This window comes from Ruegeria sp. BHSC026 (genome assembly GCF_059613065.1).
Genome location: NZ_JBXWRV010000005.1, coordinates 219,993 through 234,882, shown reverse-complemented (window position 1 = coordinate 234,882; position 14,890 = coordinate 219,993). Strand labels below are relative to the sequence as shown.

Below are 14,890 nucleotides of genomic sequence, written 5' to 3'. Positions count from 1 at the left end.
GCATGAGGATCGTTTTCAAAACCGACTACATGCAGGACATCCGCCCGTGGAAGGACGGATACCAGTTGTCGCTCTACCTGATCCTGCTGGCGGTGGTCATTGCCGCGCCGTGGTGGCTGGACGCGTTCTATCTGGGAGAGCTGACGAACGTTCTGATCTGGGCCATCGCCGGGCTGGGGCTGATGATCCTGACCGGGCATACCGGCCAGGCCAGCCTGGGCCACGCGGCGTTTCTGGCCTTTGGCTGTTATGCCAACGTGATCCTGATCGAGTCCGGCGTGCCGTTTCTGGTGGCTTTTCCGCTGGCCGGCATTCTGACCGGCATCGCCGGGGTCACGGTTGCCATCCCTGCCCTGCGGCTGCACGGCATCTATCTGGCGATCTTCACCCTGGCCCTGTCGATCCTGATGGACGACCTCATCGTTCTGGCGGAACCGATCACCGGCGGCGTGGCGGGCAAGTACATGGGCGGGGTCGAAATATTCGGCCATCTGGTCGATCGCTGGGGCACGCCCGAGCAGTTCTACTGGCTGGTGTTGGCCGTCACGGTTCTGGTCACGCTGGGCTATATCAACCTTCTGCGCACGCCGCTGGGGCGCAGCTTCATCGCCGTGCGCGACTCGGAAGTGTCCGCGCAGGCGATGGGCATCGACATCGCCCGCACCAAGACCGTGTCCTTTGCCCTGTCCTGCGCCGTGACCGGATGGGCGGGGGCGCTGATGGGCCTCTATGCCGGGGCCTTCAACAACGAAACCTTCAGCGTGGTAATCTCGATCCAGCTGCTGATGATGATCGTGATCGGCGGGCTGGGCTCGATCCACGGCGCGTTTCTGGGCGCCATCGTCATCGGGTTTCTGCCGCAATTCCTGTCGATCGCCAAGGAATACGCGGGCGCCCTTTTCGGTGGCGGAACCGTCGCCATTCCGGGGCTGGAATTCGGCATCTTCGGCATGATCCTGATCGGGTTCATCCTGTTCGAGCCGATGGGCATCTATGGTCGCTGGCTGAAAATCCGCACCTGGTTCGAGCTGTTCCCCTTCTACCGCAAGGACATGTTCAAGCGTCAGAAATCCTATCTCAAGACGGAGCGCCTGAGATGAGCCTGCTGGAATTCGAGAACGTCACCCTGAAATTCGGTGGCCTGACGGCGGTGAACGACCTGTCCTTTTCGGTCGAAGAAGGCGAGGTCTTTGCCATCGTCGGCCCGAACGGGGCGGGCAAATCCACGGTGTTCAACCTGATCTCGCGCTTTTACGACCCATACGCGGGCCAGATCCGGTTCGACGGGCACGATCTGCTGCAGGTGAAGCCCTCGGGCGTGGCCGCCTATGGCGTGGCGCGCACCTTCCAGAACATCGAGCTGTTCGAACATGCAACCGTGTTGCAGAACCTGCTGGTCGGGCGGCACCGCCACCGGCGTACCAACCTGCTGTCTGAGGTATTCTTTACTCCCTCGGCCCGCCGGCAAGAGCTGGAGAACCGCGAGAAGGTCGAAGAGATCATCGATTTCCTCGACCTGCAGGCCTATCGCGACAAGATGATCGCCGGCCTGCCCTACGGCGTCCGCAAGGTGGTCGAGGTCGCGCGCGCGCTGGCCACCGACCCCAAGCTGCTGCTGCTGGATGAACCGGCCTCGGGGCTGTCGGTCGAAGAAACCACCGACATGCGCTGGTGGATCGACGACATCCGGCGGCAGATGGGGATCACAGTGTTGATGGTCGAACATGACATGGGGCTGGTCTCGGGCGTGTCCGACCGGGTGCTGGCCATGGCCGATGGGGCGAAACTGGCCCTGGGGACACCGGCGCAGGTGCAATCGCACCCCGCCGTCGTCGAAGCCTATCTGGGGAAAGCCTCATGAGCGCACCGATCCTGAGCATCCGCAACATCGAAAGCTTCTATGGCCCGATCATGGCGATCCGCGGCGTGTCGCTGGACGTGCACCCGGGCCAGATCGTCTCGATCCTGGGCGCCAACGGGGCGGGCAAGACGACGCTGATGAAGACCGTCTCGGGCGTGATGGACCCGGAAAAGGGAACCATCACCTTCGACGGCGAGGAAATCCAAGGGTTAGAGCCGCACAAGATCGTCCAGAAGGGCATCGTGCATGTGCCCGAGGGGCGCGAGGTGTTCCCGCTGCTGACGGTGAACGAAAACCTCAGCCTGGGGGCCTATACCCTGCACGACAAGGCCCAGATCGAGCGCGACCGCGAGTTGGTGTTTTCTTACTTCCCGGTCCTGAAGGAACGCCGCAATCAAGAGGCCGGCACTTTGTCGGGTGGGCAGCAGCAGATGCTGGCCATCGGCCGCGGCCTGATGGCCAACCCGCGCATCATGCTGCTGGACGAACCCTCGCTGGGCCTGTCGCCGCTGCTGGTCCAAGAGATCTTCGGCATCCTCAGACGTTTGAACGACGAGCAAAACATGACCATGATGCTGGTCGAGCAGAACGCCAACGCCGCGCTGGAACTGGCCGATCATGGTTATGTCATGGAGGTCGGGCGCATCGTGATGGACGGCCCCGCCGACATGCTGATGCGGTCCGAGGACATCCAGAACTTCTATCTGGGCGTGCAGGAGGAAGGCGCGCGGGAAAACCGCCGCTGGAAACGCAAGAAGACGTGGAGGTGAGCCGGATGAACATGACCACCCTGCCCCCGCAGACCACCATCAACGGCGTTCAATTCAACGCCACGCCCGGCCAGCGCCCCGTGAGGGTCGATGGCTGCGTTACCATCCCCGAGCTGTTCCAGAAACGCTGCGCCGCCCTGGGCGACCGCACCGCGCATCGGGAAAAGGATCTGGGCATCTGGAAATCCTATTCCTGGGCCGACTACTGGCAGCACGCCAAATGGATCGGGCTGGCGCTGCGCAAGCTGGGACTGCAACGCGGTGAGGTCGTCTCGATCCTGTCCGAGGACCGCAAGGAATGGGCCTGGTTCGATCTGGGCATCCAATGCGTCGGCGGCATCGCCTCGGGAGTCTACACCACCGATTCCGCCAGCCAGCTGAAATACCTGGTCAATGACAGCGACAGCCGCTTTCTGATCGTTGAGGACGAGGAGCAGCTGGACAAGTTTCTGGACATTGAAGACGAGGTGCCCGGCCTGTTGAAGGTCATCATCCTTGAAGACGAAGGCCTGCACGACCTGGCCCATCCCCGCTGCATGATGATCAAGGATCTCTATGCCCTCGGCCGTGAGGCCGAGCGCGAAGAGCCGGGCCGATTCGAAGCCGAAATCGCGCTGGCCACGCCGCAGGACACGGCGCTGCTGATCTATACCTCGGGCACCACCGGCATGCCCAAGGGCGCGATGGTTAGTAACGAAAACATCATGGCCGCGATCGAATGCGGCGCACGCTGCCTGCCCGCGCTGGAGACGGATGAGCAGCTTTGCTTTCTGCCGCTGTGTCATATCCTGGAACGCGATGTTTCGATTTACTTCCCGCTGGCCTCGAAATGCACGGTGAACTTCGCGGAAAGCCCCGAGACGGTCTTTGCCAACCTTCAGGAAGTGTCGCCCTCGACCTTCACCGCCGTTCCGCGCGTGTGGGAGAAGATCTATTCGCAGGTGCTGATCATGGCGCAAGAGGCCACCCCGGCCGGGCGTGCCGCCTTTGGCATGGCGCTGAAGGCCGGGATGAAACGGGCCGAGTACATCCTGCAGGGCAAACCGGTGCCGCCGGCGGTGGCCGCGAATTTCTGGCTGTGGGACCGGCTGGTGCTGCGCAACCTGCGCCGGATGCTGGGCATGGACCGGCTGCGGCGCGGCGGGTCGGGCGCGGCCCCGATCTCGCCCGAGCTGCTGAACTGGTACTGGGCCATCGGCGTGCCGCTGGTCGAGGGCTTCGGCATGACCGAGACCTCGGGCATCGCCACGCTGAACACGCCCGAGGCCAACCACATCGGTACCATCGGCAAGCCCGCACCGGGGATCGACCTGCGTATCTCGGACGAGGGCGAAATCCAGATCCGCGGCCTGAACGTGTTCCAGGGCTATTGGCGCAACAATGCCAAGACTGCCGAAACCTTCACCGCCGATGGCTGGCTGCGCACCGGCGATATGGGGCACGTGGACGCGGACGGCTATGTCACCATCACCGGCCGCCTCAAGGACATCATCATCACCGCCGGCGGCAAGAACATCACCCCGGCCGAGATCGAAAGCCGGTTGAAGTTCTCGCATTACATCTCGGACGCGGTGATCATCGGCGATCGCCGCAAGTACCTGACGGCGCTGGTGATGATCGATCAGGAAAACGTCGAAAAATTCGCGCAGGACCGCAAGGTGCCGTTCTCAAACTTCGCCTCGCTCTGCGCCGCCGCCGAAGTGCGCGAACTGATCGGCGCGGAAGTGGCCGCGGTGAACAAGGAATTCGCGCGGGTCGAACAGATCAAGGATTTCCGCCTGATCGACGTGCTGCTGACCGCCGAAGATGACGAACTGACCGCGACGATGAAACTGAAACGCAGCCTGGTGGAAAAGAAACACGCGCATCTCATTGAAGACATGTACAAATAGAACAGGGATCAATCCCAAGGGAGGAAGACACATGACCAAAGCAATCAGACGGCTGGCGGCGGCAACCGCCCTGTCCGCCCTGGCCTCGATGGGCTGGGCCGAAACCCAAGGCGTGACCGACGATGAGATCGTCATCGGCTCGGTCAATGACCTCAGCGGCATTTTTGCCGCCGTGGGGGTTCCGGCCACCAAGGGCGCGAACGTGGTGTTCGACCGGGTCAACGCCAATGGCGGCGTGCATGGCCGCAAGATCCGCTATGTGGTCGAAGACAACGGTTACCAGATGCCGCGCGCGATGCAGGGCTACAACAAGCTGCTGAACCGCGACAAGGTGTTTGCGATGCTGCAATCGCTGGGCACGCCGATGAACCTGGCCGGGTTCAAACTGCTGGACCCAAAAGGCATTCCCAACGTCGCCCCCCTGTCGGCCGCGCGGCAGATGCTGCAGGAGCCGATGAAGAACAAGTTCACCTCGTTTTCCAGCTATTACGACCAGGCGCGCGTGGGCGTGAAATATCTGGCGCAGGAATTCGGCGGCGACAAGGTCTGCACGATGTATCTGCCCACCGATTTCGGCAAGGAAATCCTTGAAGGCAGCCAGGAAGGCGCCAAGGAAGCCGGCATTACCTTTGCCGCGGAAACCACTCACAAACCTGACGAAACTGATTTCGTGGGCTCGCTCAGCAAGCTGAAGGAAGAAGGCTGCGATATCGTCACAATCGCCCTCGGCGTGCGGCAGGCCATCACCGTGGTCGGCACCGCCAAAAAGATGGGCCTGACCGACATGAAGTTCATGGGCACTTCGGCCAGCTTCCTGACCGTGGTGGCACAGGTGCCGGGTGGCGTGACCGACGGCTTTTACGCCGCCGCCTCGTGGCAGGACCTGTGGGCCCGCGCGGATGAACCCGCCCCCAAGGCCTTCATCGAGGAATACAAGGCCGCCACCGGCGAAGACCCGGTGGGCTTTTCGATGCTGGGCTATGCCGCGGCCGAAATGATGGTCAAGGCGCTGGAGGCCGCCGGCCCCGAGCTGACACATGACAGCTTTATCGCTGCGATGGAGTCACTGGATTATCAGGATGATCTGGTGGGCAACCACATGACCTTTGGCCCCGACGACCATCAGGGCGCCGATACGGTCTATGTCAGCGTGGTGGAAAACGGGGCGTGGAAGAAGATGCACGAGGAATAACACCAACTTCCGACCACGAAAAAAGGGCTCGCGGATGCGAGCCCTTTCCATTTTGTGCCCTCGGCAGCGATTAACGCTTCGAGAACTGGAACGAACGGCGGGCTTTGCGCTTGCCGTATTTCTTCCGTTCCACGACGCGGCTGTCGCGGGTCAGGAAGCCCGCGGCCTTCAGGGCACCGCGCAGGCTGGGATCGTACAGCTGCAGCGCTTTCGAGATGCCGTGCTTGACCGCACCGGCCTGACCGGTCAGGCCACCGCCTTTGACGGTTGCGACCACGTCGAATTCACCTTCTACACCGGCAACCTGGAACGGCTGGCGCAGGATCAGCTGCAGAACGGGCCGTGCGAAATACACGTCCTGGTCTTTGCCGTTCACGGTGACCTTGCCGGAGCCCGGCTTGATCCAAACGCGGGCAACAGCGTCTTTCCGCTTGCCGGTTGCATAGGAGCGACCCAGCTCGTCACGCACGGGCTCGCGCACGACGGTTTCTTCGGCCACGGTTTCAACGCCTGCGACGGCGCTCAGCTCTTCGAGAGTATTGATCTGATCAGCCATCGGTCATTAGCTCCGGGTGTTTTTCTTGTTCATGGATTTGACATCCAGAACTTCGGGGGCCTGGGCTTCGTGCGGGTGCTCGGCACCGGCATAGATGCGCAGGTTGGTCATCTGCTTGCGCGACAGACGGTTGCCCGGCAGCATGCGCTTGACGGCCTGGTAGACCACGCGCTCGGGGTGCGCGCCTTCCAGGATCTGCTGCTTGGTGCGCGACTTGATGCCACCCGGATGGCCGGTGTGCCAGTAGAAGTGCTCGTCGCGCTTCTTGCCGGTCATCTGGACCTTGTCGGCGTTGATGACGATGACGTTGTCGCCCATGTCCATGTTCGGGGTGAACGACGGCTTGTGCTTGCCACGCAGGCGCATGGCGACGATCGAGGCAAGACGGCCCAGAACAACGCCCTCGGCGTCGATCAGGATCCACTTCTTGTCGATGTCTGCAGGAGTTGCAGAGAAGGTTTTCATGTCAGGACAATCCTGTTTGATGTGAAAGACCGCCCCTGCCGAGGCGGCCCGAATTCGATGAATGGGTATCTAGACGCAAGGAAACTTCAGGTCAAGCGCAACCAACGTGTTTTAAGTGTTTATTTTCAATGACTTGCAAAATAGGTATTTATTTACCCCACGAAGTCAGACGCTGATTTGCTCGGGTGGATTGTCCAGCAGGATACGCAGGCGCAACATTGCTTCTTCGAATTTCCGCAGGGAGACGTGTCCGTTCATCGCGATGCGCACAGCGTTGGGTGCGCGCCCGTCCCGCAGGGCGAATTCATCGGCGGATCGAATCTGAATCCCCTCACGCTCGGCCGCGCGACTGAAAGCAGCGGCGCGCCAGCCTGACGGCAGGTGCAGCCACACAAAGGGAATTTCCGGATCCCAACTCAAATCGAACCCGCCCAGAGCATTTACCGCCACACGCACATACTCCCCCATCTTCACCCGCACATCCCGCGCCAGCCGACGGGCCGCGGGATCGGTCAGCAGCAGACGGGTCAGCTCGGCCAATGGCTGGGCAAGGCCGAAATAGCCGTATTCGGCTGACCGACGTAGATCACTGCCGCGGTCACGCGGAGCGATAGCAAAGCCCACACGCAGGGCCGGTGTCAGGGTCTTGGAAATGGACGAGACATGCCAGCCGCGCTCGGGCGCCAGCGCCCGATAGCTGGGCGCACGCGCCTCGCCCATGCGATAGCAATCGTCCTCGATGATCTGCAGGTCGTGCCGTCGGGCGATCTCGACCACTTCCTGACGCCGCTCCAGTGGCGTGTGGCTGCCGGTCGGGTTCTGCACCTCGGGCGAGACGCAGATCGCCTGCGCCGGAGTCTGGCGCAGTACATGATCCAGCGCTTCGGGGTCGATGCCCCACTTGTCCATCTTTACCCCGACGACCTCGGCCCGCATCAACTCACCGGCGCGGCGGAACCCGGCATAGGACAGGTCCTCGACCAGAACCACGGGTTTCGGCCCGCGCAATAGGGTCTGGAACACAACGCACAACCCGCTTTGGCCACCATGGGTCAGCACGACGTCGTCGGCGTTCAAAGCGCCAAGCGGCAGGTCGGAAAGCCAGTCGACCACCGCCTGCCGCACGCCCTGATAAGCGTCGCGGGTGGGATAGTTCATGAACAAGGCCGGATCGCTCTGCGCCACGCGGGCAAGGCAGGACCGGATCAGGGCCACCTGCCCCACATCCGGCAGACGGGGGCTGAATAGGCTCACATTCTTTTCGTATTTGTCATCGCGCAAATGCAACTGCCGCGACCATACGTCATCCAGCAGAGGCGTCTTCGGCGGCGCCACGAATGTACCACGTCCGACCTCGGCGCTCAGCAATCCCTCGTCGGTCAGGATTGAATAGGCCCGCGCCACCGTACCGGGGGTGATCTTCAGCCGATAGGCCAGCTCGCGCACCGGCGGCAGTTTCGCTCCAACCTTTAGCGTATTGTTTTCTATGGCCCTTCGGATTGTGTCCGCCACAAGAGTATATTTGGGTCCCTTGGATTCAGGCAACGCCTGCGGCCAAATTGTATCCATTACAATTCTTCCTTTGCCTTCATCACAATCCCGAGTGTACCACAACAATGTACCGAGTATTTAAGTTTTGTGTCAATACAATTTTGGAAGGATACCCAGATGACACGCGCAATGCACACCTCCGCCCTTCTGCTGCTGAACGACAGCCCGCGGCTGCCGTTGGTCGCCGCATTGGCCGTACGGTTTGCGGCTACTGTCACCAAATGGGAACGTCGGCGCCGCAGCCGCATCAATCTTGGCAAGCTGGATGATCGCCTGCTGCGCGATGTCGGACTGAACCGCTTCGAGGCGGACCGCGAAAGCCGGCGCCATTTCTGGATCGGATAAAGCATCCCCAGTCCCGTTCACGGGACCTCTTCCTCGGCCGGGGTCAGTCCCCGGCCTTTTTTCATCCGAACGCCGCCGCAGCCGAGCCCGCGGGGGGCAGCGAATAGGTCATGCTGGCCCGGGCGCAGGGGGCGTCGGCCCCGTCCGAATACATCAAAACGTCCCCCACGGCCAGCGACCGCCCCAGCTTGAGCAACCGGCAATGCGCGATCAGATCGGTGCCGCCTTCGGGCTTGCGCAGGAAATCCATCGAACTGTTGGTGGTCACCGCCAGCGATTGCCGGCCCCTTCGCGCCAGAACCATCGAATAGACGCACACATCGGCCAGGGCGAACATCGAGGGCCCGGACACGGTGCCGCCCGGGCGCAGGTGCCGGTCTTCGACAACCAAGCGCAAGGTGATCGTGTCCTCGGTCAGGGCTTCGATCACGAAATCCCTGTGTACCTGCGGAAAGACCTGCGCCAGGTACTGCGACAGTTCTTCCTTGTTCATTGCCAATGACATGCTTCCCCTCCTCGATTTGCCGACCTAGAGTTGGCCCGACAGCCAGCGGGAGGGCAAGATGGCAATTTTGGAACGTAGCGACACCGGGGCGATCGCCCATCTGAAACTGAACGCGCCCGAGCGACTGAACGCCCTGAGCGACGAGATGCTGGCCGCGATGCAAACCGAACTGGACGCTCTGCGCGATGACCGGTCCATCCGCGCGGTGATCCTGTCGGGCGCAGGCAAGGCTTTCTGCGCCGGCCACGACCTGAAACAGATGACGGCGGGCCGTCAGGCCGAGGACGGCGGCAAGGCCTATTTCACCGACCTGTTCAACCGTTGCGCGCGGATGATGATGTCGATCCAGTCGCTGCCCCAGCCGGTGATCGCGCAGGTTCACGGGATCGCTACCGCAGCGGGATGCCAGTTGGTGGCGACCTGTGATCTGGCCATAGCGGCAGACAGCACCCGGTTCGGTGTGAACGGCGTGAATATCGGCCTGTTCTGCTCGACGCCGATGGTCGCGCTCAGTCGCAACATCCCGCGCAAACAGGCCTTTGAAATGCTGACCACCGGCGACTTCATCCCGGCCCAACGCGCAGCCGAGTTGGGCCTGATCAATCGCGCGGTCCCCGAAACCGAGTTACAACAGGAAACATGGGCCCTGGCCGAAAAGCTGGCCTCGAAACTGGGGGCTGCCGTCAAGATCGGGAAGCAGGCGTTCTATGAGCAGATCCAGATGCCGCTGGAACAGGCCTATGCCTATACCGGAGAGGTAATGGCACAGAATATGATGCATCGCGACACCGAGGAAGGAATTTCCGCCTTCATCGAAAAACGACCGCCCAATTGGACGCAATGACGCAAAGGTGATGAACAAAATTCTCGAATGTTCGCATTTTTTCACTTTCCAAAAGGGCAACTCTGTGGCAATGCTGAGACAGAGCCCAGGCTCTGACATTCTTTTGGGTCGCCGTGGGCGGAAGGTCCCTCCAGCCGGTCTCTCTCACTGGCGCTAAGATTCCCGCAGCGGCGACCCCAAGATTTTTCCCCTTTTTCAATGACTTGACGCAGCAGTTCGTGTAACTGTGGCTGACCGTTGCGCAATCGGCCCGCGTGGCTTATGTGAACGCGCATGACACAGAAATTGCATATCGTGGGCGGCGGCATGGCCGGATCCGAGGCCGCATGGCAGGCCGCCGAGATGGGCGTGGACGTCGTGATTTACGAAATGCGCCCCGAAACTGGCACCTTTGCGCACCAGACCGGCAACCTGGCCGAGATGGTGTGTTCGAACTCGTTCCGGTCGGACGATGACGAGCAGAACGCCGTCGGCCTGCTACATTGGGAGATGCGCGCGGCCAACGGGCTGATCATGGCCAGCGCTGATGCCCACCGCCTGCCCGCCGGCGGTGCCTTGGCCGTCGACCGTGAGCCTTTTGCCGAGACCGTCACCGCGCGCCTGAAAGCGCACCCCCGGGTCAGCGTCAGCTATGAAGAGGTGACAGAGCTGCCGGACCAAGGCCACTGGATCTTTGCCACCGGCCCTCTGACCTCACCCGCCCTGGCTCAGGCAATCCAGCGCGAGACCGGCGCCGAAGCGCTGGCCTTTTTCGACGCGATCGCCCCGATCGTCTATGCCGACACGATCGACATGAGCAAGGCGTGGATGCAGTCGCGCTATGACAAGGGCGAGACCGAGGAAGAACGAACCGCTTATCTGAACTGCCCGATGGACCGCGACCAGTACGAAGCTTTTATCGATGCGCTGCTGGCCGCCGACAAGACCGAGTTCCACGAAGGTGAAACCGCCGGCTATTTCGACGGCTGCCTGCCGATCGAGGTGATGGCCGAACGGGGCCGCGAGACCCTCCGCCATGGGCCGATGAAACCGGTGGGCCTGACCAATCCGCACCAGCCGGACGTCAAGCCCTATGCGGTGGTACAACTGCGCCGCGACAACGCTTTGGGCACGCTGTTCAACATCGTTGGATTCCAGACCAAGATGAAATACGGCGCGCAGACCGAGGTGTTCCGGATGATTCCGGGGCTCGAGAATGCCAGCTTTGCCCGGCTGGGCGGCATCCACCGCAACACGTTCATCAACTCGCCCACCCTGCTGGACGCGCAGATGCGGCTGAAATCCAGGCCGAACATCCGGTTCGCCGGACAGATCACAGGGGTCGAAGGCTATGTCGAAAGCGCCGCGATGGGTCTGCTGGCCGGACGTCTGGCGGCTGCCGAGATCCTGGGCCACCCCCTGCTCCCGGTACCGCAGGACAGCGCCATGGGCGCGCTGATCCATCACATCACCGGCGGGGCCGAGGCCAAGACCTTTCAGCCGATGAACGTCAACTTCGGCCTATTCCGGCCGGTCGACGGGTTGAAAGGCGGACGGCGCGGCCGCAAGGACCGCTACAAGGCCTATACCGACCGCGCCAAGGCCGCATGGCGGGCGTGGCTGGCCCAAGCCGACTGGACGCAGGACGCCGCGCCCGCCTAGACTGAGCGCATGAGCAAAAAATACCTCGACAAGACCTATGAGTTGAATTCGCCCCAGGAAACGCAGGCGCATTATCAGAAATGGGCCGCGTCCTACGAGGATGAAGTGGCCGAACACGGCTACGCCACTCCGGGCCGCGTGGCCGAGGCGCTGTGGGACAGGTTTCCGCACCCGCAGGAACCCGTACTGGATTACGGATGCGGCACGGGTCTGTCGGGCGTTGCGTTGCACAAGGCCGGATTTCGCGTGATCGACGGTATGGACCCGACCCCGCGCATGTTGGAGGGGGCCGAGGCCAAGGGAGTGTATCGCAGCCTGACCCCCTTCGAGATTACCGACCCCAGCCCCGTGCAAACCGGCGCTTATCGCGCCATCGCGGCCATCGGTGTGATCGGCGCAGGCGCAGCGCCGCCCGAAACCTTCGACATGCTGATGAAGGCCTTGCCCAAAGGGGGCCTGCTGGCCTTTTCGTTCAACGATCACACTCTGCAGGACCCGGCCTATACCGTCCGCCTGAGCGAATGGCTGGACATCGGCGCCGCGCGGCTGCTGTTTCGCGAACACGGGCCACACCTTCCGGGTCTGGATTTGAAGTCCGACGTTTATATCGTTGAAAAACTGTGACATTCATCACCCGTTTCGCCCCATCTCCAACCGGCCCCCTGCATCTAGGGCACGCCTATTCCGCGCTGCTGGCCCATGACATGGCCCACGCCAGGGCCGGGACGTTCCTGCTGAGGATCGAGGACATCGACCAGAGCCGCGCCCGTCCGAATTGGGAGATGCAACTGAAAGACGATCTGGCTTGGCTGGGTCTCAGCTGGCCCGAACCGGTCATGCGGCAATCGGATCGGCTGGACCTGTATCACCGCGCGTTGGACGCAATGTGGGCGCGCGGCCTACTGTATCCCTGCACCTGCAACCGCCGCGACATCGCCGCGGCCGCCAGCGCGCCACAAGAAGGCCAGCCGATGTTGGGCCCGGACGGGATCGTCTATCCCGGAACATGCCGCGCACGCTGGAACCCCGATTCAGCGCGCCAGCCGCGACCGACCGACCTGCCCTTGCGCCTGAACATGGGCGAGGCCTTGAAACAGATCAACTTCGCTCTCCAACCATCTGCTAAAACGACTAATTCAGCGCTGGCATTCATCGAGCAAGGTCACGGTCCCGGCGGAGAGACCGGGGCCATCTCCATCGAGGCTGATCAACTGCGCAGTGGCGTCGGTGACGTGGTTCTGTCCCGACGCGGAATGGGCACCTCGTATCACCTGTCGGTGGTTCTGGACGATGCCGCGCAGCAGATCACCCATGTGGTGCGCGGGCAGGATCTGTTCGAGGCCACCTGCATCCACGTGGTGCTGCAACGTCTACTGGAATTGCCGACGCCGATCTATCGCCATCACCGCTTGATCCGCGATGACACGGGCAAGCGACTGGCCAAACGCGACGACGCCCGCGCAATCGCGAAATATCGCGAGGAAGGCGCCTCGCCGCAGGACATCCGCGCAATGGTCGGGTTGTGAGGCACCGCCATCAGGCCAACGGCGCCATCAATTCGACCTCATCACCATCGCGGACGGCGGTGTAGAAGCAGCTGCGCCGATTGGTGTGACAGGCCGGGCCGGTCTGATCGACCAGAACCAGCAGGCAGTCGCGGTCGCAATCCACCCGCAGATCGACCAGCTTTTGCACATGGCCCGAGCTTTCGCCCTTGATCCAGAACGCTTGGCGCGAGCGAGACCAATAGGTCACGCGCCCGGTCTCCAGCGTCTTGCGCACGGCCTCGGCATTCATCCAGGCCATCATCAGCACCTCTCCGGTGTCGTGCTGCTGGGCGATGGCGGGGATCAGCCCCGTTTCGTTGAATTTCAGCGTTGACGGGTCAAATGAGACGGCGCGCGACATGGCAAAAACCTTTTGCATCCCAGAACATGGCCACTATGTATGGGGAACACGCAGCGAGGGGAACCCATGTCCGGCGAAACCGATCTGATCAAGCTTTATTCCGGCCGCATTCTTGAACTGGCCGCCGACATCCCGCATTTGCAGCGCCTGGAAAGCCCCGGTGCAACCGTCAAGAAACGCTCGCCCCTGTGCGGGTCGACCGTCACCGTGGACGTCAAAGTGAAGGATGGCCGGGTTTCCGAGTTCGGGCAGGATGTGAAAGCCTGCGCGCTTGGCCAGGCCGCGGCCTCGGTGGTCGGCGGTGCCGTGATCGGTGCGACGCGCGCTCAGATCGAGCAGGCGCGCGATCAACTTAAGGCCATGCTCAAACAGGACGGCCCCGCCCCTGACGCGCCTTTTGACGGGCTCGAGGTGCTGATGCCCGCGCGCGACTACAAGAACCGCCACGCCTCGATCATGCTGGCGTTGGACGCCACCGCCGAGGCCATGGCGCAGGCGGAACAGGCCAATTGCGCCTGAACATGGCATTTTCAGCACGTTGCATTTAACCTCCGGCCATATTTGCCGGAGATTTCAATGGAAAACCTGCTCGAACATTTCGTGACCCTGTGGGTCGTCATCGACCCGATCGGCACCATTCCGGTTTTCATCGCCGTAACCGCCGGCATCGATGTCGCCGCGCGCAGACGGACCGCCCTGCAGGCGGCCCTTGTCAGCGCGGGCGTCCTGCTGTTCTTCCTGGTGTTTGGCCAATTGTTGATCGAGGCGCTCGATATCGGCCTGAACTCGTTCCAGGTGGCTGGCGGAATCATCCTGTTTCTGTTCGCCCTGTCGATGATCTTTGGCGAGAGCAAACCCGAGGTCGACCAACGCGTGGCCGAGGAAGACCGGCAGGACCAGCTGCACCAGCACAACCCCGCAATCTTCCCGCTGGCGGTGCCGTCTCTGGCCTCGCCCGGAGCGATGCTGGCCATCGTCATCCTGACCGACAATCACCGCTACAGCCTGGTTGATCAGGGCATCACCGCGCTGATCATGCTGACGGTGCTGGCGGCCGCCTTTGTATTGATGCTGCTGGCCGAGCCGATCATCCGCCTGATCGGCCATTCCGGCGCTGCCATCATCAGCCGCGTGATGGGCATGATCCTCGCCTCGGTCGCGGCCAACTCGGTTCTGTCGGCGCTGCTGGAAATCATCAAGACGGGACAATTATAAAAAACCGCCGCTCCTTCCGGGCGAAAGGGCGGCGGCAGTCATGCGTGTCTCGTGTGGGGTCCGGGTTCCGCGCGGGGCCGAGGCACGGCCCCTTCAAGGGGTTTGGGACAGGCAGGTCACCCTTGACTGAGATGGGGATGACAGC

At 62.2% G+C, this 14,890-nt stretch carries 17 protein-coding genes; 12 read left to right on the top strand and 5 right to left on the bottom strand.

Features of this window, described 5'->3' with window-relative positions; translation table 11 throughout:
* Positions 1–2 precede the first annotated feature (2 nt).
* From AC2FME_RS08990 to AC2FME_RS08970, 5 genes are read left to right on the top strand one after another with little or no spacing between them, the layout of a single operon-like run.
* Positions 3–1,100 (top strand): branched-chain amino acid ABC transporter permease, encoded by a 1,098-nt coding sequence (locus AC2FME_RS08990; RefSeq protein WP_170445877.1) that lies wholly within the window; start codon positions 3–5, stop codon positions 1,098–1,100.
* Complete coding sequence (locus tag AC2FME_RS08985) at positions 1,097–1,861, top strand: ABC transporter ATP-binding protein (protein WP_149775121.1); 765 nt, start codon at positions 1,097–1,099, stop codon at positions 1,859–1,861. Before AC2FME_RS08990 ends, AC2FME_RS08985 begins: the two co-directional genes overlap by 4 nt.
* Positions 1,858–2,631 (top strand): ABC transporter ATP-binding protein, encoded by a 774-nt coding sequence (locus AC2FME_RS08980; RefSeq protein ID WP_496800228.1) that lies wholly within the window; start codon positions 1,858–1,860, stop codon positions 2,629–2,631. Before AC2FME_RS08985 ends, AC2FME_RS08980 begins: the two co-directional genes overlap by 4 nt.
* 5 nt (positions 2,632–2,636) lie before the next feature.
* The gene (locus tag AC2FME_RS08975) at positions 2,637–4,523 is read left to right on the top strand and encodes an AMP-dependent synthetase/ligase (protein WP_496800227.1); all 1,887 of its coding nucleotides are present in this window, start codon (positions 2,637–2,639) and stop codon (positions 4,521–4,523) included.
* Positions 4,524–4,554: 31 nt separating this feature from the next.
* Positions 4,555–5,715 (top strand): ABC transporter substrate-binding protein, encoded by a 1,161-nt coding sequence (locus AC2FME_RS08970; RefSeq protein WP_496800226.1) that lies wholly within the window; start codon positions 4,555–4,557, stop codon positions 5,713–5,715.
* 70 nt (positions 5,716–5,785) lie between these two features.
* On the opposite strand, the gene rpsI is transcribed toward AC2FME_RS08970, so the two are convergent.
* The 3 genes from rpsI to AC2FME_RS08955 all read right to left on the bottom strand — a co-directional run bounded on the left by rpsI (position 5,786) and on the right by AC2FME_RS08955 (position 8,305).
* Positions 5,786–6,271, bottom strand: a complete 486-nt coding sequence (rpsI, locus tag AC2FME_RS08965; RefSeq protein WP_149775125.1) for a 30S ribosomal protein S9 — start codon at positions 6,269–6,271, stop codon at positions 5,786–5,788.
* 6 nt (positions 6,272–6,277) lie between these two features.
* A complete protein-coding gene (rplM, locus tag AC2FME_RS08960) occupies positions 6,278–6,736 on the bottom strand; it encodes a 50S ribosomal protein L13 (RefSeq protein ID WP_068344207.1) in 459 nt (152 codons plus the stop codon).
* A gap of 165 nt (positions 6,737–6,901) precedes the next feature.
* Positions 6,902–8,305: an aminotransferase-like domain-containing protein gene (locus AC2FME_RS08955; protein WP_496800225.1), complete on the bottom strand. Its 1,404-nt coding sequence runs from the start codon at positions 8,303–8,305 to the stop codon at positions 6,902–6,904.
* 99 nt (positions 8,306–8,404) lie between these two features.
* On the opposite strand from AC2FME_RS08955, the gene AC2FME_RS08950 reads away from it, so the two are divergent.
* The gene (locus AC2FME_RS08950; RefSeq protein ID WP_496800224.1) at positions 8,405–8,632 is read left to right on the top strand and encodes a DUF1127 domain-containing protein; all 228 of its coding nucleotides are present in this window, start codon (positions 8,405–8,407) and stop codon (positions 8,630–8,632) included.
* Between the two features lie 61 nt (positions 8,633–8,693).
* Here the strand turns inward: AC2FME_RS08950 and AC2FME_RS08945 are convergent, their stop codons facing one another.
* Positions 8,694–9,137: a PaaI family thioesterase gene (locus AC2FME_RS08945; RefSeq protein ID WP_496800223.1), complete on the bottom strand. Its 444-nt coding sequence runs from the start codon at positions 9,135–9,137 to the stop codon at positions 8,694–8,696.
* A 58-nt stretch (positions 9,138–9,195) separates the two neighbouring features.
* Between AC2FME_RS08945 and AC2FME_RS08940 the strand changes: the two genes are divergently transcribed.
* From AC2FME_RS08940 to gluQRS, 4 genes are all read left to right on the top strand, one after another.
* The gene (locus AC2FME_RS08940) at positions 9,196–9,981 is read left to right on the top strand and encodes an enoyl-CoA hydratase (protein ID WP_496711116.1); all 786 of its coding nucleotides are present in this window, start codon (positions 9,196–9,198) and stop codon (positions 9,979–9,981) included.
* A 273-nt stretch (positions 9,982–10,254) separates the two neighbouring features.
* Positions 10,255–11,622 carry a methylenetetrahydrofolate--tRNA-(uracil(54)-C(5))-methyltransferase (FADH(2)-oxidizing) TrmFO gene (gene trmFO, locus AC2FME_RS08935; RefSeq protein ID WP_496800222.1) on the top strand — a complete coding sequence of 456 codons (1,368 nt, stop codon included), beginning with the start codon at positions 10,255–10,257 and terminating at the stop codon, positions 11,620–11,622.
* Between the two features lie 9 nt (positions 11,623–11,631).
* Positions 11,632–12,246, top strand: coding sequence for a class I SAM-dependent DNA methyltransferase (locus AC2FME_RS08930; protein WP_496800221.1), 615 nt, complete (start codon positions 11,632–11,634; stop codon positions 12,244–12,246).
* The gene (gene gluQRS / locus AC2FME_RS08925; RefSeq protein ID WP_496800220.1) at positions 12,243–13,148 is read left to right on the top strand and encodes a tRNA glutamyl-Q(34) synthetase GluQRS; all 906 of its coding nucleotides are present in this window, start codon (positions 12,243–12,245) and stop codon (positions 13,146–13,148) included. The genes AC2FME_RS08930 and gluQRS overlap by 4 nt, the downstream gene beginning before the upstream one ends.
* Positions 13,149–13,158: 10 nt before the next feature.
* Here the strand turns inward: gluQRS and hisI are convergent, their stop codons facing one another.
* Positions 13,159–13,548 (bottom strand): phosphoribosyl-AMP cyclohydrolase, encoded by a 390-nt coding sequence (gene hisI, locus AC2FME_RS08920; protein WP_496689244.1) that lies wholly within the window; start codon positions 13,546–13,548, stop codon positions 13,159–13,161.
* 48 nt (positions 13,549–13,596) lie between these two features.
* Between hisI and AC2FME_RS08915 the strand changes: the two genes are divergently transcribed.
* Both AC2FME_RS08915 and AC2FME_RS08910 read left to right on the top strand, forming a co-directional pair.
* On the top strand, positions 13,597–14,049 hold the full coding sequence (locus AC2FME_RS08915) for an iron-sulfur cluster assembly scaffold protein (protein WP_496711120.1): 453 nt from the start codon (positions 13,597–13,599) through the stop codon (positions 14,047–14,049).
* Between the two features lie 57 nt (positions 14,050–14,106).
* Positions 14,107–14,745 carry a MarC family protein gene (locus AC2FME_RS08910; protein WP_496682892.1) on the top strand — a complete coding sequence of 213 codons (639 nt, stop codon included), beginning with the start codon at positions 14,107–14,109 and terminating at the stop codon, positions 14,743–14,745.
* Positions 14,746–14,890 lie beyond the last annotated feature (145 nt).